The 18,545-nt window shown below is 64.4% G+C and carries 15 protein-coding genes; 8 read left to right on the forward strand and 7 right to left on the reverse strand.

Annotated elements, in window-relative coordinates:
• Positions 1–97 precede the first annotated feature (97 nt).
• The 5 genes from PQ627_RS00905 (at position 98) to PQ627_RS00925 (ending at position 4,804) form a co-directional block, all read left to right on the forward strand.
• The gene (locus tag PQ627_RS00905) at positions 98–1,036 is read left to right on the forward strand and encodes an N-acetylglucosamine kinase (RefSeq protein ID WP_274257900.1); all 939 of its coding nucleotides are present in this window, start codon (positions 98–100) and stop codon (positions 1,034–1,036) included.
• 152 nt (positions 1,037–1,188) lie between these two features.
• Entirely contained in the window at positions 1,189–2,217 is a 1,029-nt protein-coding gene (locus PQ627_RS00910) for a LolA family protein (RefSeq protein WP_274257902.1), read from the forward strand.
• 64 nt (positions 2,218–2,281) lie between these two features.
• A complete protein-coding gene (locus PQ627_RS00915; RefSeq protein ID WP_274257905.1) occupies positions 2,282–3,307 on the forward strand; it encodes an ABC transporter ATP-binding protein in 1,026 nt (341 codons plus the stop codon).
• Positions 3,297–4,163: an ABC transporter permease gene (locus PQ627_RS00920; protein ID WP_274257907.1), complete on the forward strand. Its 867-nt coding sequence runs from the start codon at positions 3,297–3,299 to the stop codon at positions 4,161–4,163. Before PQ627_RS00915 ends, PQ627_RS00920 begins: the two co-directional genes overlap by 11 nt.
• 20 nt (positions 4,164–4,183) lie before the next feature.
• A complete protein-coding gene (locus tag PQ627_RS00925; RefSeq protein ID WP_144658731.1) occupies positions 4,184–4,804 on the forward strand; it encodes an L-threonylcarbamoyladenylate synthase in 621 nt (206 codons plus the stop codon).
• 24 nt (positions 4,805–4,828) lie between these two features.
• Here PQ627_RS00925 and ligD read toward each other — a convergent pair whose 3' ends face one another.
• Entirely contained in the window at positions 4,829–5,854 is a 1,026-nt protein-coding gene (gene ligD / locus PQ627_RS00930; RefSeq protein WP_274257910.1) for a non-homologous end-joining DNA ligase, read from the reverse strand.
• Between the two features lie 109 nt (positions 5,855–5,963).
• On the opposite strand from ligD, the gene PQ627_RS00935 reads away from it, so the two are divergent.
• Positions 5,964–6,629 carry an alpha/beta hydrolase family protein gene (locus PQ627_RS00935; protein ID WP_274257913.1) on the forward strand — a complete coding sequence of 222 codons (666 nt, stop codon included), beginning with the start codon at positions 5,964–5,966 and terminating at the stop codon, positions 6,627–6,629.
• 2 nt (positions 6,630–6,631) lie between these two features.
• On the opposite strand, the gene PQ627_RS00940 is transcribed toward PQ627_RS00935, so the two are convergent.
• The 3 genes from PQ627_RS00940 to PQ627_RS00950 form a co-directional block, all read right to left on the reverse strand.
• Positions 6,632–8,731 carry an elongation factor G-like protein EF-G2 gene (locus PQ627_RS00940; protein WP_274257915.1) on the reverse strand — a complete coding sequence of 700 codons (2,100 nt, stop codon included), beginning with the start codon at positions 8,729–8,731 and terminating at the stop codon, positions 6,632–6,634.
• A gap of 120 nt (positions 8,732–8,851) precedes the next feature.
• Entirely contained in the window at positions 8,852–9,586 is a 735-nt protein-coding gene (locus PQ627_RS00945; RefSeq protein ID WP_274257917.1) for a M50 family metallopeptidase, read from the reverse strand.
• Complete coding sequence (locus PQ627_RS00950; RefSeq protein WP_274257919.1) at positions 9,583–10,200, reverse strand: TetR/AcrR family transcriptional regulator C-terminal domain-containing protein; 618 nt, start codon at positions 10,198–10,200, stop codon at positions 9,583–9,585. The genes PQ627_RS00945 and PQ627_RS00950 overlap by 4 nt, the downstream gene beginning before the upstream one ends.
• 158 nt (positions 10,201–10,358) lie before the next feature.
• Here PQ627_RS00950 and PQ627_RS00955 point away from each other — a divergent pair, with 158 nt between their 5' ends.
• Positions 10,359–11,816, forward strand: coding sequence for an APC family permease (locus PQ627_RS00955; protein ID WP_274257920.1), 1,458 nt, complete (start codon positions 10,359–10,361; stop codon positions 11,814–11,816).
• Positions 11,806–13,440: an amidohydrolase gene (locus tag PQ627_RS00960; protein WP_274257922.1), complete on the forward strand. Its 1,635-nt coding sequence runs from the start codon at positions 11,806–11,808 to the stop codon at positions 13,438–13,440. The genes PQ627_RS00955 and PQ627_RS00960 overlap by 11 nt, the downstream gene beginning before the upstream one ends.
• 4 nt (positions 13,441–13,444) lie before the next feature.
• Here the strand turns inward: PQ627_RS00960 and hrpB are convergent, their stop codons facing one another.
• The 3 genes from hrpB to PQ627_RS00975 form a co-directional block, all read right to left on the reverse strand.
• The gene (gene hrpB / locus PQ627_RS00965; protein WP_274257924.1) at positions 13,445–16,210 is read right to left on the reverse strand and encodes an ATP-dependent helicase HrpB; all 2,766 of its coding nucleotides are present in this window, start codon (positions 16,208–16,210) and stop codon (positions 13,445–13,447) included.
• Positions 16,140–17,183, reverse strand: a complete 1,044-nt coding sequence (locus PQ627_RS00970; protein WP_274257926.1) for an NAD(P)-dependent alcohol dehydrogenase — start codon at positions 17,181–17,183, stop codon at positions 16,140–16,142. Before PQ627_RS00970 ends, hrpB begins: the two co-directional genes overlap by 71 nt.
• 106 nt (positions 17,184–17,289) lie before the next feature.
• A complete protein-coding gene (locus tag PQ627_RS00975; protein ID WP_274257929.1) occupies positions 17,290–18,534 on the reverse strand; it encodes an RNA polymerase sigma factor in 1,245 nt (414 codons plus the stop codon).
• Positions 18,535–18,545 lie beyond the last annotated feature (11 nt).

The raw sequence follows: 18,545 nt of genomic DNA on the forward strand, positions 1-18,545 counted from the left end.
GTCTATGCCAATCTTGCAAGGGGTCACAGTCACAAGGGGCCAAACTTGCAGGCGGACGCTGACCCCAGCGAGCCGATCCGGGACGAAGGGACGTCACATGCAGCAGTCCGGCGAAAACGGGGGCCCAGCAGCCGCTCCCGTCGTTCTGGGCCTCCACATCGGTGGATCCAAAACCCACGCCGTCCTTTCCGGCGGCGCAGGACAGTCCGGGGACGACAATGAGGCCGGCCTGGAAATCACCGAAGCACGCGCGAATCTGTCTTCCGTTGGGCACCAGGGAGCCGACGCGGTGCTGCGGCGGATTGCCGCACGCGTCGGGGGCGGTGTTCAAGCGGTGTGTGCCGGGGCGGCCGGCGCGGACACCCCTGCGAGCCGCGCAGTTTTGTCGGCGCTTCTCGCCGAACATTTTCCCGGCGCAAGGATCGACGTCGTCCATGACACCCGGATCATCCTTGCCGCGGCGGGGCTCGAGGCGGGCGTGGTCCTGGTAGCGGGAACCGGCTCGGTCGCCTGGGGCAGGAACCGGGACGGCCGGGAAGCCCGCAGCGGTGGGTACGGCTATTTGCTCGGCGACGAAGGCGGCGGCTACTCGGTGGTTCGCGACGCCGTTCGGGAAGCACTGCGCGAATACTATGCCGGCCTTGAACCGGGGCCGCTGGTCCAATCCCTGATGGCAGCTACCGCCAGCGTCGACGCTTTGCAGCTCATGGACTTCTTCTACGCCAAGCCCGAGCCGGACCATTGGGCGGGATTGGCCCCGCTCGTCCTCGACATGGCCAATGACGGCGATCCGGCGGCTTTGCGGATCCAGGCCGAAGCAGCGCATTCCCTGGCCTCCCTGGCCCGGCAAGTGCTGGGCGAACTCGGCTTGGACCTCCCGCTCGTGATGGCTGGCGCGCTCCTGGTCAACCAGAGCCAGCTTGCTGCCGCAGTAGCCAGGAAAATGTCGTTGGAAGATCCCTCGTTGGTTCGGATCCTCTCCCAGTCCCCCGTCTTCGGGGCGGTCAAGCTCGCACGTCAACTGATCGGGCAGTGACGGGCCACAGGTGATCCGCGCCGGCAACGGGAGTAGTCTGGATCCATGCCTTCCATCCGCGGCGGCGGGTAAAAATGTCCAGGGCCAGGCAGCGGTGGCTGCCCGCGTTCTTGATCTGCCTTGCCATGGGCATGGCGGTATTGTTTAGTGCCGTGCAAGCGGGTGCAAGCATTTCCCTGCCGCCCAAGACCGCGGACGAGGTCCTCGCGATGGTCGCAAACACCCAGGTCCGCGAACTCAGCGGCACGGTGGAACAAAACGCTGAGCTGGGACTTCCGGATATTCCCACAACAGGTCCGGGCGTCGCTCCCGGTGCCGCGTCCACCCTGGAATTCCTGACGGGTTCGCACACAGCCCGCGTCTACCTCAGTGCACCCGCCAAAGCGCGCCTGCAGATCCTGGACCCGATGGCTGAGCGTGACCTCGTGGTGAACGGAAACGATGCGTGGTTCTACAACTCCGCGGACAACAGCGCGACGCACCTGCGCGCTCCCTCGCCGTCGACGGGAACATCCAACGGATCCTTGCCCCCTGTTGCTCCGCACCCGGAGGTGCCAACACCGGCATCCATGGCATCGCATTTCCTCGCAGCCATTGACGCCGGCACCGAAGTAAGCGTGGACAATTCCTCCACAGTCGCCGGCCGCAGCGCCTACCGCCTCCTCTTGAACCCCCGCAGTTCCGATACGATGGTGGATTCAGTGGCGATCGACGTCGATTCTGAAACCGGCGTGCCGCTGGGTGTCGAGGTCAGGGCCAATGGACAGGCCGAGGCTGCCTACTCCTTGGCTTTCACACAGGTGGAATTGAGCGCACCGGATGCCGCGATGTTCGAGTTCACCCCACCGGCCGGGGCTACGGTCAGTGAGAAGGCGCTTCCTGCAGCACCGGCGAAGTCGACGCCGCTGCCCTCTCCGCGGGCCACCCACGAACAACATGGCGTGTCGGCCACCGGCAAGGGATGGGACGCCGTGCTCTCTCTGCCCGCGGGAACCGCTCCTGCCGGCCTCACGGCCGACCCACTCCTTTCCCAGGCGCTCCAGCCGGTTCCTGGTGGCCACGCCTTGACGACGTCCTTGGTCAGTGTGCTGATTCTCGACGACGGCCGCGTCTTCGCGGGCATGGTTCCGTTGGAGCGGCTACAGTCAGCTGCCCTTCAGCCACCGGCACCAACCCAGTGACGGACACAACCCAGTGACGGACACAGCCCAGTGACGGACACAGCCCGATGACGGATACCGCCCTGTGACGAAGGCCGCCGTCGAGGAAAGCCACCCAGGGGCCGGGACGGGGCTTGCCATTGAAACACGCGGCCTCGTGAAGCGTTTTGGCCACAGGGCAGCAGTTAACGGAATTGACCTGGCAGTACCCCGGGGAGCAATCTTTGGCTTCCTCGGACCGAACGGTTCGGGAAAAACCACCACCATCCGCGTACTGCTTGGCCTGGCCACAGCCGATGCCGGAACCGTCAGTGTCCTGGGCAAACCAATGCCTGAGTCTCTGGCTTTGGTGCTGCCCGAAGTTGGCGCCTTGGTGGAGGGGCCCGGCTTTTATCCGTTCCTGACCGGCGCGGCAAACCTCATACGCTTGGACTCGGCCGACCGCCATGCGGCGAGGTCAACCAGGAGGCAACGGGTCCATGATGCCCTGGATCGAGTGGGCCTGGGCCACGCTGCCGGCAAGAAGGTCCGTGCCTACTCCTTGGGCATGAAGCAACGCCTCGGCTTGGCCAACGCGCTCCTGCGCCCCCGGGAACTCCTGGTCCTGGACGAGCCCACCAACGGCCTGGATCCCCAAGGCACGCGGGAAGTCCGCAATCTGGTTCGTTCCCTCGCTGCCGGGGGGACCACTGTTTTCGTTTCCAGCCATCTCCTGGCCGAGGTGGAACAGATGTGCACCCACGCCGGCATCATGAGTGCCGGACGACTCGTGGCGCAGGGTCCGCTCGAGGAACTGCGCTCGGCCGGTGAGCCGCGTATCCTCCTGCAAACGCCCGACGTCGGCAAAGCCTTGGGTGTTTTCTCACGCCTGGGCCTGGTCACTGGAGAGGCGAAGGAGCATGGTGGTCCGCGTGAGGCCCAGCCGCTGCGGGAACGGACGCACGATGCTTGGACGGTAGCAGCCACGGGGCTCAACGGCGTGGTCCCGGAGGCCATCGTTGCCGCCCTGGTAGCCGAGGACGTCCGGGTCCGCGGCTTCTCCGTTGAGAACCCAAGCCTGGAAGAACGCTTTGTCTCCTTGACCGGAGAGGGGTTCGACGTTGCCGGCTGAAACCGTTGGGGCCTCCGCAGCCCGCATTGCCCGCCGAGGGGCCGGGTGGGCACTTCTCGCCTCCGAACTGTCGGTGCTTTTCCGCAGGCTCCGCACATGGGCCATGCTGATCGCGTTGGCGGCAGTGCCGGTCTTGATCGCGGTGGCGGTGAAGTTGTCGTCCCGGCCCGCAGCACCGGGCCGGGGTCCGCTGTTCCTGGACCGCATCACCCAGAACGGGCTTTTCGTGGCGGTCACCGCGTTGGTGGTCTGCGTGCCGTTGTTCCTGCCACTGACCGTCGGGGTGGTGGCCGGAGATACGATCGCGGGGGAAGCCAGCCTGGGCACCTTGAGGTACCTGCTGCTGGCCCCAGCCGGCCGCATCCGGCTTCTCCTGGTCAAATACGCCGGTGCCGTCGCTTTCTGTTGCACCGCGACTGCGACGGTGGCAGCGTCCGGCGCCTTGGCCGGCGTCGTACTTTTTCCCGTCGGTCCCGTGACGCTCCTGTCCGGTGACACCATCAGCGTGGGCGAATCAGCCGTGAGATCGTTGCTGATCGCCGCCTACATCACAGTCTCCCTGTTGGGACTCTCCGCCATCGGGCTTCTGATCTCCACCTTCACGGATGTGCCGGTCGGGGCCATGGCGGCAACCATTGTCCTGTCAGTCGTCTCCCAGGTGCTGGATAACCTTCCGCAATTGGAGTGGCTGCACCCGTGGCTGTTCAGCCACCATTGGTTGGGATTCGCCGACCTGCTCAGGCAGCCGGTCGACTGGACCTCGTTCGTCGACAACGCACTGCTCCAATGCGGATATATGGCCGTCTGCGGCGCACTGGCTTATGCGAAATTCTCCAACAAAGACGTGTTGTCGTAGCGATGTCGTAGGCTCTTCCCATGGCCAGATTCTTTGATGTGCATCCGGAGGACCCCCAACCACGTGCCATCGGCCAGGTGGTCAATATGCTGCGGGACGGCGGGTTGATCGCCTACCCCACCGACTCGTGCTACGCCCTGGGCGCGCAGATCGGGAACAGGGAAGCGCTGGACCGCATCCGGACCATCCGCCACCTGGACGACAAACACCATTTCACGCTCGTCTGCAAGGACTTCGCCCAGATGGGGCAGTTCGTCATGTTGGACAACGACATCTTCAGGAGCATCAAAGCTGTCACTCCGGGCAGCTACACGTTCATTCTTCCAGCCACGCGCGAGGTACCCAAGCGGCTGCTGCACCCCAAGAAGAAGACCGTCGGGGTGCGCATTCCGGACCACAGGGTGGTTCAAGCCCTTCTGGCGGAGCTGGGGGAACCCCTGCTGTCCAGCACCCTCCTGCTTCCGGATGAGGAGGAGCCGCTGACCCAGGGCTGGGAAATCAAGGAGCGCCTGGACAATCAAGTGGACGCGGTCATTGATGCCGGGGACACGGGCTCCGAACCCACGACGGTCGTCGACTTCTCCAGTGGAGTGGCAGAAGTGGTGCGTCGCGGGACGGGCGATCCCTCCCGCTTCGAATAGGCACGATCTACAGGCCCTGGGGGCCTATTCCTCAGGCTTGCGGGCCCGGCTTGGCTGGACGCGCATGGGCTCGCCGGGCATCTTGGGGAACTCCGGCGGGAACGGCATCTCGCCCTGGCCATTCTTGACGTCACGTTCCCACCACGCGAGCAGGACGTCGATGTCACCGGGGTGCTCGTGCATGGCTGCCCAAGGGTCCCCGATCTTTTTCAAACGGTCAGGGACCGTGGTGATGGTGTACTTGGCGGGATCGGCGTTCTCCAACTCCTCCCAGGACAACGGGCACGACACTTGGGCTGTGGGCACGGCCCGTGGACTGTACGCCCCGGCGATGGTCCGGTCCCTGTTGGCCTGGTTGAAATCGACGAAAATCCTTGTTCCGCGTTCCTCTTTCCACCAGGCAGTGGTGACCTTGTCCGGCATACGGCGCTCAAGTTCCCTCCCTGCCGCGATCACGGCGTGGCGGACCTCGAGGAACTCGTGCTTGGGATTAATCGGGGCATAGATGTGCAACCCCCGGTTGCCGGAGGTCTTGATGAACGAGTTCAGTCCGGCCTCTTCCAGGACGGAACGAAGCTCCAGGGCGGCAGGAATGGCGTCGTCGAAGTCCGTTCCGGGCTGGGGATCCAGGTCGATCCGCAGTTGGTCGGGGTTGTCGGGGTCATTGGCCCGCGAAGCCCAGGGGTGGAACACCACCGTGTTCATTTGGGCAGCCCACACCGCGGCTGCCGGTTCGTCAATGACCAGCTGTGGGTGCGCCCGCGCACTGGGGTAGGTCACCGTGACGGCACGGACGTAGTCCGGCGCTCCCTTGGGCGGATTCTTGGAAAAGAACATGTCGCCGTCGATGTTTCCCGAATACCTCTGGAGACTGACAGGGCGGTTTCCGTTGGCCGTGACAAACGCTTCGCCAACGTCGATCAGGTAGTTGGCGAGATCGAGCTTGGTCAGTCCGGCATCCGGCCACATCACCCTGCTGGGGCTGGAAATGCGGACCTCGCGGGGTCCGTGCGGACCGGGCACGGTAACAGTGGTTGCTTCACTCGCCATGGGCACAAGCTACCCCGGAACTGACCCGCGCGTCAGCATCCCGGCCGAAATCACGGGGTGTTTCACCGAGGGCTCCTGCGTTGTCCTCCCTGTAGGCAATGATGGGTACATGCCCGCTAACGAAGAACCACTGACCATCGCTGTTGGGGAGACCACGGTTTCTGCCCTGTTACTCCGTCCCGAAAACCCGTGGGCCACGCTGGTGGTGGCCCACGGCGCAGGCGCCGGGATGGAACATCCGTTCCTGCAGGGTTTTGCTTCAGCCATGGCCGATGAAGGCGTAGCCACCCTTCGCTTCAACTTTCCCTACCGCGAAGCCGGGCGTCGGTTCCCGGACCGGCCGCCGCTTGCCATCGCTACGTGGCGGACCGTGATGGAGGCCGCAGCCGGACTGTCGGACGGCGGGCCGCTGTGGGCGGCAGGCAAATCCTTCGGTGGCCGCATGGCGTCCATGGCTGTGGCCGAAGGCATGCCGGCGCAGGGGCTGGTTTATCTGGGCTATCCGCTGCACGCCCCGGGCAAACCCGAGAAGCTCCGTGATGAGCACCTGTATGGAATCACAGAGCCGATGCTGTTCCTGCAGGGCACCCGGGATACCTTCGCCACCCCCGGGATCCTGGAGAAGGTAGTGGCTGGAATTGGTCCGACGGCGACTCTCCACTGGTGCGAAGGCGGCGACCATTCGTTCGCCGTCAAGGGAGTGAAGCGAAGCGCGGCGGAAACCGGGGCATCCCTGGCACCTGAGGTGGCGGCGTTTATGAAGGCCAGCGGCTGAGGCTACTTCGGCAGGGGCTCGTGCCGAAGGTACGACCTCCTGAAATGTCCGGTGCCTGCTGTGAGGGCCCGTAGTTCGACGGCGTAGCGAAGCAGCTCCTGGTCGGGCACCTCGGCCAGGATCTCCGTTCCTTCGCCTTCAGCGGCGTTGGTGCCGTTTACCCGGCCCCTTCGGCCGGAGAGGTCGCTCATGACGGCCCCTACGTATTCCTCCGGAACACTGATGACCACTGATGACACCGGTTCAAGGAGCTGGATCTTCGCGGCAGCTGCGGCCTCCCGTAGCGCCAGGGCACCGGCAGCCTGGAAGGCAGCATCCGAGGAATCCACGCTGTGGGTCTTGCCTCCAACCAACGTGACCTTGATGTCCACCACAGGGAACCCTGCAGAGACGCCTTTGAGCATTTGCGCCCGCACCCCCTTTTCCACGGACGTGACAAATGTAGCCGGAATGGCACCGCCGACGATCCTGTCCGTGAACTCGAAGCCTTCGCCTCGCGCCAGCGGCTCCACCTCAATGTCGCAAATAGCGAATTGGCCATGGCCACCGGATTGCTTGACGTGCCGCCCGTGGCCTGTGGCCTTGCTGGCAAACGTCTCGCGCAGAGGAGTGATGATGTCCACCGTCTGCAGTTTGACGCCCTGGTTCCGCAAGCGGTCCAGGATCACCTCGGCATGCGCCTCCCCCATGCACCACAAGATGAGCTGATGGGTGTCCGGGTTGCGTTCGAGCCGGAGCGTTGGATCCGCGGCTGCGACTTTCCCTATGCTCTTGGCCAGGGCGTCCTCATCGCTGCGGGAGACACCCTCGACGGCGATGGGCATCAACGGTTCAGGCATGTTCCACGTCTCGATCAGGAGCGGAGCCTCGCGGTCCGAGACGGTATCGCCTGTCTCGGCACTTGCCAGCTTGCTGATCGCGCAGATGTCGCCGGCGATGCATTGTGGAACGGCCTTGAGGCTCGAACCCACGGGCGAATAGAGATGCGTGATGCGTTCATCGGCGTCGTGGTCTTCGTGACCCCGGTCAGCCAGCCCGCGGCCGCCGATATGGATTGATGAGTCCTCCCGCAGGGTTCCGGAGAATACCCGGACGAGGCACACCCTGCCAAGGAAAGGATCCACCGTGGTCCGCACGACTTCGCCGGCCAAGCGCCCGGCCGGATCACACTCCAGGCGCTTCAAGGAAGAACCATCAAGGGTCATGGCCGCAGGCGGGATCCGTTCAAGGGGCGAGGGCAGGGCATCGGTCAGCAGGGCCATCAGTTCCGCCAGGCCCAGGCCTGTCTCGGCAGCTGTTGGCATCACTGGAAAGAAACTGCCCCGTGCCACGGCCTTTTCGAGGTCCGCCACGAGGTCGGCCAACGGCAGTTCTTCGCCGCCGAGGTACCGGTCCATCAGGGTTTCATCTTCACTTTCGGCGATGATGCCCTCCAACAGGGGCTCCCTCGCCCCTTCAACGTCGGAATCCGGGATGAGCCCGTCCGCAGGACCGTGGAGTACGCCGACGAGTCCGGCGTTTCCCGGCGCAGGCAGATAGAGCGGCAGTACCGATGCCCCGAAGGCTTGCTGGCAACGCTCGACGGCGGCGCCGAAGTCGGCGCGGGGATGGTCCAGTTTGCTGACAACCACGACGCGGGGAAGGCGGATCTTTTCGCACTCGCCCCAAAGGGCCACTGTGGCGCCGTCGATCCCGTCCACAGCGGAGACAACAAAAAGGGCCGCGTCGGCGGCCCTCAATCCAGCTCGCAATTCGCCGGTGAAGTCGGTGTAACCCGGGGTGTCGATCAGATTTACCTTGGTATCACCCACCAGGATGGGGGCCACTGACAGTGTGACCGACCGTTGTTGATGGACGGCGGAGGGATCGGAATCACTGACCGTGGTTCCCTCGCTGATGGATCCCATTCGGCTGATGGCACCCGTGGCGGCGAGCAGTGCTTCCACCAGCATCGATTTGCCGGATCCCGAATGCCCGACCAGAGCGATATTGCGTATCTTGGCGGGGTCCTGGGCCATCAAGGCCGCGCCGTTCTCCCCGCGCCTGGTCTCGTTGGCGGGGCCAGACCCTTTTGCCGCTTCGCGCGTGCCCTTGGCAGACATGGGCGCCTCCTGGTGTCTTCCGGCATGGAGTCCGAAAGCTCGGGGTTTCGGACCCGGACATCCGAATCGTTAACCAGATTGGACACCCTGGGGCGACCACTGGGCAAGGGCTTGGACCCGCTAAACGCTGAGCATCCCCCACAGCAACCACAGTGATGCCACGGCGCACGCGGCGATGACAACGGTGAATCCCGAGAGCCACACAAATGCGGGGACTCCAGTGGTGCGGGCGAGGATGTAGGCGTCGGAGGCCGCCAAGCGATTGCGACGCTTCGTGTGGACGCCTGCGAGTTTGAGGAGGTCACGGACTCCTCCCACGGACAGGGCTACTCCAAGGGCCAACACCACGTAATTAATGGCTGCTGGCGTGGCGAAGAGGAGCAGTGCCTGTGCGATGACGGTGCTGGCAACAGCAACCACTATCCCGGTGAAGTTTCGCAGGAAAACCAAGGACAGCAGAAGAACCAGGGCACCAATCGACATGGCAGCCCCCGAGCGACCCGCGTGGACTGCGGCAATCAGGCTCAGACCAACAACGGCCGGAGCGGGATAGCCCCAAAAACCGGACCACGCGGCACCAAAGGAGCTCCGCCCGCTGCTGACCAGCCGTCCGGAGTGGTCAAGTCCGATCCGGAGTCCGTGAACGAATCTTCCCGTCATCAGGGCTGCATAGGCGTGCCCGAGTTCGTGGACAAACGTGACGTACAAGCCGAACCAGCGCCACGTGGCCCGAGGGATGCTGAGGATCACTGCACAGGCGAGGATGCCCAGCAAGGCGGGCAGCGGGACCGCCGTCGTGTAGCCCTCGGTGAAGCCGCGCACAACCGCGTCCCACCATGTTTCCAGCAGGTTCACCGCGCTGTTGTCCGGAGCCGGGAATGCAGGCCGGCGACGAGAATCTCCAACCCGAGTTCGAAGGCAGCCTCGCCGCGCTCTTCGGCAGGCGCCGAATTGTCCAACGCGCTGTTAAGCGCCGGGAATCCCTGAGCGGGTGGCGCCCAGACGACGTCGGGAGCGGCCAGGTCCAAGGCGAAGCCCAGCGCGAAACTGTCGATGGTGGAGATCGCGGACAGGACATCCCGGCCGCGGAAGCCGGCAGCTTGGAGGGCCACCGCAAGGCTTTCATAAAGGGCGAGGACCTGATGGTCCTGCACCGTCTGGAGTACCAGCAGGGGCGCAAGCCTCGGATGCCGCGCAAAGGCGTCCCGGTAGCTGCGCACAATGGTCCGGAGGGCAGCTTCCCAGTCCTGGTCGTCATTGAGCGTGTAGGGGCTCTCGGAGATGATGCGGCCACGCATGAGCTCAAGGATCTCTTCGCGTCCACTGACGTGGTTGTAGATGGACGATTGGCTGACGCCGATCCGCTTGGCCAGTTTGGGCAGGCTGAAGTCCCCTGCCTCGTCCACCAGTTCCAGGGCGGCAGTGACGAGGGCGTCGACGGAAATCAGCGGGACCAGCGGGCGTGCCATACGGGGTACTCCATTCACGGTTGATGTTACGACTCTAGCCAGAAGTTGGAGCCTGGGTATTGTGCCGCCGGTCACAAGGCCCTACGATAAACGAAAGCCTTTCGCTTATACCTTCTTCTTCCCCTGAAAAACCTCCCCCACACCCCCATAGGATCCCCATGTCTGATCTGGAAACCCGACCTCCGGCAGCCGAAGCCGGAAATGGGCTGAAACGGAACGCCATCGGCACCGGCGGCATCGCCTTCCTGGTGATTTCCGCAGCAGCCCCTTTGACCGTGATGGCCGGCGTGGCCCCGGTAGCCATTGGTATCGGGGGCATTGGCGCCCCCATGGGCTATGTCATCGCCGGTGCAGTGCTGCTGGTTTTTGCCATTGCCTTCATGGCGATGACCAAGCACGTCAAAGCCGCCGGCGGCTTCTATACCTACATCACGCTGGCCATGGGCAAGACAGTTGGTCTTGCCTCGGCAATCCTCGCAATCGTCTCGTACAACTGCCTGCAGATCGGCGTCTACGGGCTCTTCGCTGTCCAGACCCAAGCCATGCTCCAGACTCTTTTTGGCTTGGACGTTCCCTGGCCCGTGGTAGCACTGGCTGCCATTGCTGCCGTCTGGTTCCTTGGGTACCGCGGAATTGACGTCGGAGCCAAGGTCCTGGGCGTCCTGCTCATCGCTGAAACGGCAATCCTCGCCATCATGGGCGTGGGCATCCTCGCCCGTGGTGGCGCCGAGGGCATCAGCTTCGACTCCTTCTCCCCCGAGCATGCGTTCACGCCGGGCGTACTGGCCATCCTCGCCATCTGCTTCGCAGCGTTCATGGGCTTCGAATCAACGGTGCTCTACCGGCGGGAAGCGCGCAACCCGGACACATCAGTCCCCCGGGCCACCTACATCGCAGTGGGATTCATGTCTGTTTTCTACGCCTTCATTGTGTGGACAGTCATCCAGGCGTACGGCAACGGAAATGTCGTAACTGCCGCCGGCGAACTTGCCGACGGAATGTTCTTCGCCACCATCAACCAATACGTGGGCCCTTGGGCAGAAGTGGTCATGTACCTGCTGATCGTTACCAGCGTGTACGCCTCGCAACTGGCCTTCCATAACGCCATCAACCGTTACGTCTACATGCTCGCCAAGGACGGTATCCTTCCCTCGTTCCTGGGCAGGACCCACCCGAAGTACAAGTCCCCGCACCGCGCAGGACAGATCCAGACCGTCCTGGCCGCCGTCGTCATCCTCATCTGTGCCATCGCCAACGCCGACCCGTACAAGCACCTGTTGATCTGGGTCAACACGCCTGGAATCGTGGGCATCGTGGCCCTGCAGGGGCTGGTGTCGGTAGCCGCCTTCATGTACCTTCGCCGGAATCCCGCCGCCGTGACCAACCGCTTGCTTGTTCCCGTCAGCATCGCCTCGGCCGTCCTGCTGTTCGGGGTGGTGGCGTTGATCGCCATCAACATCGAACTCCTCACCTTTGCAGATGCCCTTACCAACACGATCCTCCTGACCGTTACCCCAACCGTTTTCCTTGCGGGCCTGCTGGTCGCCCGCCGCCTTAGGATTGCCCGCCCCAACGACTTTGCCCGGATTGGAAGCTTTGAAACCCATGACTCCTGACCTCATCGTCCTCGCCGAAACCATCCACACACTCGATGACCAGCACCGGCGTGAGCCCGTCCAAGCCGTCGCAGTCACTGACGGAACCATCACCGCCGTCGGGAGCCGTGGGGACGCGCAAGGCTGGCGCGGTTCGGGAACCCGCGTGGTGGACCTCGGCAGCGCGACGTTGACCCCGGGTTTGGTGGATTGCCACATCCACCCGGTGTTCGGCTTGGACCTCACCGTGGGCGTCGACCTCTCCGGCGCCTCAACGCTTGATGACGTCCGCTCGCTTCTCCGCTCGCAGTCAGGGAACGACGACGACTGGTTGCGTGGGTGGGGTCTGAACCCGAACGTTTTCGGAACGTTGCCCATGCACCGCAACGTGCTCGATGACGTCAGCGGCGGCAAACCGGCGCTGATCCGCTTGTTCGACGGCCATTCCGCGATCGCCAACAGCCGGGCGTTGGAGCTTGCAGACGTGCACGGCAGCCACGAATTCGAGCAGGCTTCGGAAGTGGTGTGTGACGCTGACGGAGTTCCCACCGGCTTGCTGCTCGAAGCCGCTGCCATGGAACTGGTGCAACGCCACATTCCCCAGGAGTCCTTCGAGCGGCGCAAAGCCAGGCTGCGTGAACTATTCCGGGACTTCGCGAGGTCAGGACTCACCGGGGGCCACATCATGGACCACAGCGAGGAATCCTCAGAACTGTTCCGGGCGCTGGAGGCCGAGGGCGAGTTGCCCCTGAGGTTGCGGTCTGCGCCGTGGTGCATGCCGGGCACCACCGAAGACGATTGGAAGGAGCTCGCACGGAGCATCGGCACCGGCGGACGCCGCTGGTCCGTTGAGGCCATCAAGCTCTTCGTTGACGGAACGGTGGACAACGGAACCGCCTGGCTCCATGAACCTGACCTCTATGGCGAATCCACCGCGCCGTTCTGGCCGCGGCCCGAGGAATACTCGGCCGCCGTCCATTACTTCGCGGCCCGGGGAATCCCGACGGCGACCCACTCAATCGGCGACGCCGGGGTAAGCCATGTACTCGATGCTCTGGAAAGCCTTCGGGCAACTGTTCCGGCCGACGTCATGAACCGGACCGTCCACAGGATCGAGCACCTTGAGACGGTGCCGGACGAACTCGTCGAGCGCTTCAAGGGTTCGGGCGTCGTTGCGAGCATGCAACCGACCCACTGCACCCACTACTCATTGGCAGATCACAGCGACAACTGGTCCACCCGCTTGGGTACCGAGCGTGCCAACCGTGCGTGGAGGTGCCGGGACGTCCGTGAAGCAGGCGTGGTACTTGGCATTGGCTCGGATTGGCCGATTGCCCCGTTCCAGCCCTTGCCGATCATGGCAGATGCCCGCCTGCGTCGGCGTTCGGGACACCCCGAGCAGGACCCCATTGCTCCTGCCCAGGCCCTGACGGCGCTCCAGGCGTTGGAGGGTTACACCTCCCACGCAGCGAAAGCCGCGGGATTGTGGGATGTCTCAGGCTCCATCACTGTAGGCAAGAGGGCTGACTTCACGGCCTTTGAACTGGACCCGCTCAGTGCAGCGCCGGATGAGTTCGCTGCGAGCAGCGTGCTGGCAACGTTCGTAGACGGGGAAATCCAGTTCCTTCTGGACCGGACGGCGTAGCTGCTCACATCCGGTTCTTGGTCCTGGCCGTGGCAGGTGCGGTCCATGGGTCTTCGGGCCAGGGATGCTTGGGGTAGCGTCCACGCATCTCTGCCCGGACCTGGGAATAAGGCCCCGACCAAAATGACGTGAGGTCGTCGGTGACGGCCAGCGGCCGTCCGGCCGGGGACAACAAGTGGAAAAGAACGGGCACCCTGCCATCGACCAGCCGCGGCGTGCTGTCCCAGCCAAAACATTCCTGAAGTTTCACCGCCACAACGGGCCGGCCGCCGTCGTCATCGACGTCCGGATAGTCAATGCGTACCAGGGAACCGCTGGGTACTTCGAGCCGTTCGGGCGCAAGCGCTTCCAGGCGGCCGGCTTCCGGCCAGGGAAGCAGGCGGTGCAGGGGTTCGGCAAGACTGATGGCTGACGCAGCGCTTCCAGTAGCCATCGCCTCCAGTTCCGGCGCGAACCATTCCTCCAGCCTGGCCAACAAACCAGCGTCGGTCACATCAGGCCAGGGATCGCCAAGCTCCCGGTGCAGCAAGGCCATGCGACGACGGAGCGCATCAGCGGTGGGCGACCAGCTGAGCATGGAAAGTCCGTTTTTCGCCAGGGCATCGGCCACCGCCTGGCGTGCGGACCCGATGCCGGCCCGGACCGGTGTGGATGAAAGCACGATGGCGCCGAGCCTGCGTTCCTGGCGCGCCGTCACGCGCCCATTGTCAAAGGTCGCGTTGACCTGTCCGGTCAGCAGATGGGGAGCCGCGGCTTCGGCCAGTTCTGCCGCCAGCGGCGCAGCAGCGCGTATCACCGCTCCCGTGCCTGCAGTGTCGCGGCCCTGGGCACGAGACACTTCAGCAACTGCCAACCATTCATGGCCGGACAGGGGACTTCCGGCCGGCAGTCCCGCCCGCGTACCCGAGGTCAGCAGGTAACTGGCCGGGCCGTCGCCGGGAACACGCTTGGCGATACGGTCAGGGAACGCCAGTGCAACCACGTAACCAGGCGCTTCGCCTGCCGTGATCCGGTGGCCTTCCCCAAGAGGCACGACGGCGGCTGCCTCCTGTCGGGCGATGGAATCCATCCGCTTCACGTCCTCGGCGAAGCGCCGGGCGGCCGGATCTGTTCCGGAACGCAGGATTGCCAGGAGCTTGGTGATATCCGCTCCCGGTGCGCGCTGGTCGCCGGCGACCAGCGCCACCGTTTCAGCCGCGGCGCGCCTGCCGACAGCAGCGGAGCCATCCAACAGGGCCCTGGCCAGTCGGGGGTCTGCGGGGACGCGGGCCAACACTTTGCCCAAGGCGGTGGCGCTGCCATCGTCCGCGACGGCACCCAATTCCCTCAGCACTTCCATGGCGTCCGTCATGGCGCCAGCTGGCGGGGCGTCCGGCAAGCCAAGACCGCGGCCTCCGGGCGCACCCCAACAAGCAAGTACTAATGCAGCGCCCGTCAGATCAGTGGCCAGGATCTCCGGGGTCTGATGCGCAGGAGCCGCGGCGAGGGACCGTTGGTCATAGCACCGGACCACCACACCCGGTCCTTGGCGGGCCGCACGGCCGGCACGCTGGGCCGCTGAAGCTTGGGAGCACGATACAGTCACCAGGCCGGACATCCCACGGGCGGCGTCGCGTCGCGGTTCGCGGGACAACCCCGAGTCGATGACCAAACGAACCCCCGGAACGGTCAACGAGGACTCTGCCAGGGACGTGGAGACGATGATACGAGGTGCCCCTCCAGGCTCACGTCCGGAAACTGCCCGGTCCTGCGCCGCCGGGCCCACCTGGCCGTGCAGCTCAAGAACCTCAACGTTCCCTGGAACCACTGCACGCAGGCGGGAGGCGACGTCGGACACTTCACGGACACCGGGTAGGAAGACCAGGGCATCCACGTCCGGGTTCGCAGCCGAGGCCGTTTCGTGGGCCGCCGCAGCGGTCCGGGCGACGTGATCCAGGAAAGAACGCGACACACCCCGGTCGTCCAAGCGTTGTTCGCGGGCGGGCTGCCACCGGACATCCAGAGGGTGCAGTGCGGAAGGGCAGTCGACGACGGGGGCCGGTCCGCCGTCGTCGGTGTGACCCAGCAAAGCGGCGAACCGCTGGGCGTCGAGCGTCGCGGACATGGCAACAAGCGTCAGGTCTCCGCGAAGCTCACGCACCTCCGCGAGCATACCCACGAGAAGATCGGACTCGAGGCCCCTCTCGTGGACTTCGTCGATGATCACTGCGTGGACGCCTTCCAGGCCTGGGTCATTGAGCAGCCGGCGAAGGAGAATCCCCGGAGTGACAAACTCGACCACCGTCTGGGCACTGGCCTTGTTCTCGCCCCGGACCGTGTACCCGACCCTGTCCCCGAGGCGGGTTCCGTCCAAGGACGCGAGGCGGCGCGCGGCAGAACGGGCAGCCACTCGGCGCGGTTGGGTGACGAGTACGCGTGGCTGGCCGGGATGCCGTTGTTCGAGGAGATTAACCAGCAGCGGGGGCACCAACGTGGTCTTGCCCGTACCGGGAGGGGCCTGCACGACCACCGCACCGCCGTCGCCCTGCTTCGTCAGTTGCGCCGCGAAGTCTTCGATGGAGTCGGCGAAGACCAAGCCCCGGCCGATGGTGTCCAGTCTGAAAGTCACCACACCATTGTCCCTGTTCCGTAAAGCACGAGGTCCGGGGTACGAAAAGGCCGCGCCCCGTGAAGGGCGCGGCCATTCGGGCAGTTGAGCCTTAGCCGATGGTTGAGGCGTCGATGACGAAACGGTAGCGGACGTCCGAGGCAAGAACACGCTCGTAGGCATCGTTGATCTCGCTGGCCGGAATGAGCTCGATCTCGGCACCCAGGCCGTGCTCGGCGCAGAAGTTGAGCATTTCCTGGGTTTCGCGGATACCGCCGATCATGGAACCAGCAAAGCGACGGCGGCCACCGATCAAGGCGAAGGCGTTCACCGGCAGCGGTTCTGCAGGAGCGCCGACATTGACCAGCGTTCCGTCGAGCGTCAGCAACTGAAGGTAGGCGCTGATGTCGATGGATGCGCTGACGGTGTTGATGATCAGGTCAAAGGTACCGGCCAGCTGTTCAAAGGTGGCAGGATCGCTGGTCGCGTAGTAGTGGTCCGCACCAAGTTTGAGGCCATCCTCCATCTTCTTCAGCGACTGCGAGAGGACCGTCACCTCCGCACCCATGGCGTGGGCGATCTTGACGCCCATGTGCCCCAGGCCGCCCAAACCGACGATGGCCACCTTCTTGCCCGGGCCCGCACCCCAGTGGTGCAGAGGGGAAAACGTCGTGATGCCGGCGCAGAGCAGAGGAGCGGCGACGTCGAGGTCCAACCCTTCCGGGATGGTCACCACGAAGTCTTCGTTCACCACGACATCGCTGGAGTAGCCGCCCTGCGTGATGGTGCCATCGCGGTCCACCGCACCGTATGTACCGACATTGCCCTTGAGGCAGTACTGTTCCTCGCCGGCCAGGCAGTTCTTGCACTCCTTGCAGGAGTTCACCATGCACCCGACGCCGACGCGGTCGCCGACCTTGTGCTTGGTGACCTCGGAGCCAACCTCCGTGACGATGCCCGCAATCTCGTGGCCCGGGACCAGAGGGTACTGCTGGGGACCCCAGTCACCGCGAACAGTGTGGATATCTGAATGGCAAATCCCGGCGAACTTGATATCGATGTGGACGTCGTTCGGGCCAACCTCGCGGCGTTCAATGGTGGTCAGGGTCAGGTCGCCCGTGGCCGAGGGTGAAGCAAAAGCGGAAGCGGTAGGCATGTTTCTCCTGCGTGTTGGACTAAATCTGATATTTACATCTAACACTCTCTGGCTGGGCGTTAGGAGTTAACGCTGTTAGGGGTACTGGCAGGGACCCCTTTGGCACTCACAAAAGTGCGATTTTCCGCTCCAGAGCAGTCCGTTCAGCGGCGTTCGAACAAAGATCGAGTGCTGCCTTCAATGCCTCCACGGCCTCCGCGCGACGACCCAGCCTGGCAAGCAATTCGCCCCGTACTGTTGGCAGAAGATGCGATCCCGCCAGCTCTCCCCTGCCCGCCAGCGAATCCACGAGCTCCAGGCCGGCAGCTGGCCCGGAAGCCATGGCCAGAGCCACTGCACGGTTAAGCTCGACGACCGGTGAGGGCGCCAGGGAGCCCAATGCCTCATACAGAATGGCGATCCGCTCCCAATCCGTCTCCGCTGCCGTCCTTGCCACCGCATGGCATTCTGCAATGGAGGCCTGCAAGCCATAGGAACCCAGTCCCCGCCCAGCCGCGACCGCCGTCGAAAGTGCCGCGCGACCGCGCCGTATCGCGGACTGGTCCCACCGCCGTCGGTCCTGGTCTTCAAGGAGGACGGGATTCCCGGCAGCGTCGACCCTGGCGGGGAACCGGGCGGCCGTCAATTCCATCAAGCCCAGCAGGCCGAAGACTTCGGGTTCAGGACTCAGCCGGACGAGGACGCGGACAAGTCGCCGGGCTTCGGCAGCAAGCTCCGTCCTCATCCAGGAATCCCCCGCTGAGGCAAATGACCCCTCAGTAAAGATGAGGTAGAGCACCTGGAGCACGGATCCCAGCCGCTGGGGAATTTCATGGCGCTCCGGAACGGCGAAGGGTATGTGGGCTGCTGCGAGGGTCTTCTTGGCGCGCGTGATGCGGGCCTGGATGGTGGCAACAGGAACCAGGAAGGCCTTGGCTATTTCGTCGGTGCCCATGCCCCCTACGACCTTCAACGTCAGGGCAATGCGTGCTTCCTTGGACAGCACCGGATGGCACGAAATGAACATCAGCGCCAGGACGTCGTCATCGATCGCGTCAGGGTTGAACAGTGTGTCCGTGTCCGGTACTTCCTCGGAAAGACCGTGGGCGAGCAGCGCGTACTTTTCGTCCTCGACCGACCTCCTCCGGAACGAATCGATGGCTCGGCGCTTTCCAGCCGTCATCAGCCAGCCTGCAGGCTCGCGGGGAATGCCATTGACGGACCATGACACAATCGCTTCCGCGAGTGCCTCCTGGGCAAGGTCCTCAGCAAGGGAGAAGTCACCGGTGTAGCGGGCAAGGGCGCCGACGATGCGGGCAGATTCACTGCGCCATACCGCTTCGACGGCGGCCCTTGCCTCGTTGCTGCTCACGTCCGTTGCCG

Origin of the sequence: Paenarthrobacter sp. AB444 (assembly GCF_028736865.1) — a bacterium.
GTDB classification, from domain to species: domain Bacteria; phylum Actinomycetota; class Actinomycetes; order Actinomycetales; family Micrococcaceae; genus Arthrobacter; species Arthrobacter nicotinovorans_B.

Coding starts and splice junctions, on each gene's coding strand:
- PQ627_RS00955 (WP_274257920.1), top strand. CDS start 10,359: ATGTCTGATCTGGAAACCCGACCTCCGGCAGCCGAAGCCGGAAATGGG.
- PQ627_RS00960 (WP_274257922.1), top strand. CDS start 11,806: ATGACTCCTGACCTCATCGTCCTCGCCGAAACCATCCACACACTCGAT.
- PQ627_RS00905 (WP_274257900.1), top strand. CDS start 98: ATGCAGCAGTCCGGCGAAAACGGGGGCCCAGCAGCCGCTCCCGTCGTT.
- PQ627_RS00970 (WP_274257926.1), bottom strand. CDS start 17,183: ATGCCTACCGCTTCCGCTTTTGCTTCACCCTCGGCCACGGGCGACCTG.
- PQ627_RS00925 (WP_144658731.1), top strand. CDS start 4,184: ATGGCCAGATTCTTTGATGTGCATCCGGAGGACCCCCAACCACGTGCC.
- PQ627_RS00940 (WP_274257915.1), bottom strand. CDS start 8,731: ATGTCTGCCAAGGGCACGCGCGAAGCGGCAAAAGGGTCTGGCCCCGCC.
- PQ627_RS00950 (WP_274257919.1), bottom strand. CDS start 10,200: ATGGCACGCCCGCTGGTCCCGCTGATTTCCGTCGACGCCCTCGTCACT.
- hrpB (WP_274257924.1), bottom strand. CDS start 16,210: ATGCCTACGAGCGTGTTCTTGCCTCGGACGTCCGCTACCGTTTCGTCA.
- ligD (WP_274257910.1), bottom strand. CDS start 5,854: ATGGCGAGTGAAGCAACCACTGTTACCGTGCCCGGTCCGCACGGACCC.
- PQ627_RS00935 (WP_274257913.1), top strand. CDS start 5,964: ATGCCCGCTAACGAAGAACCACTGACCATCGCTGTTGGGGAGACCACG.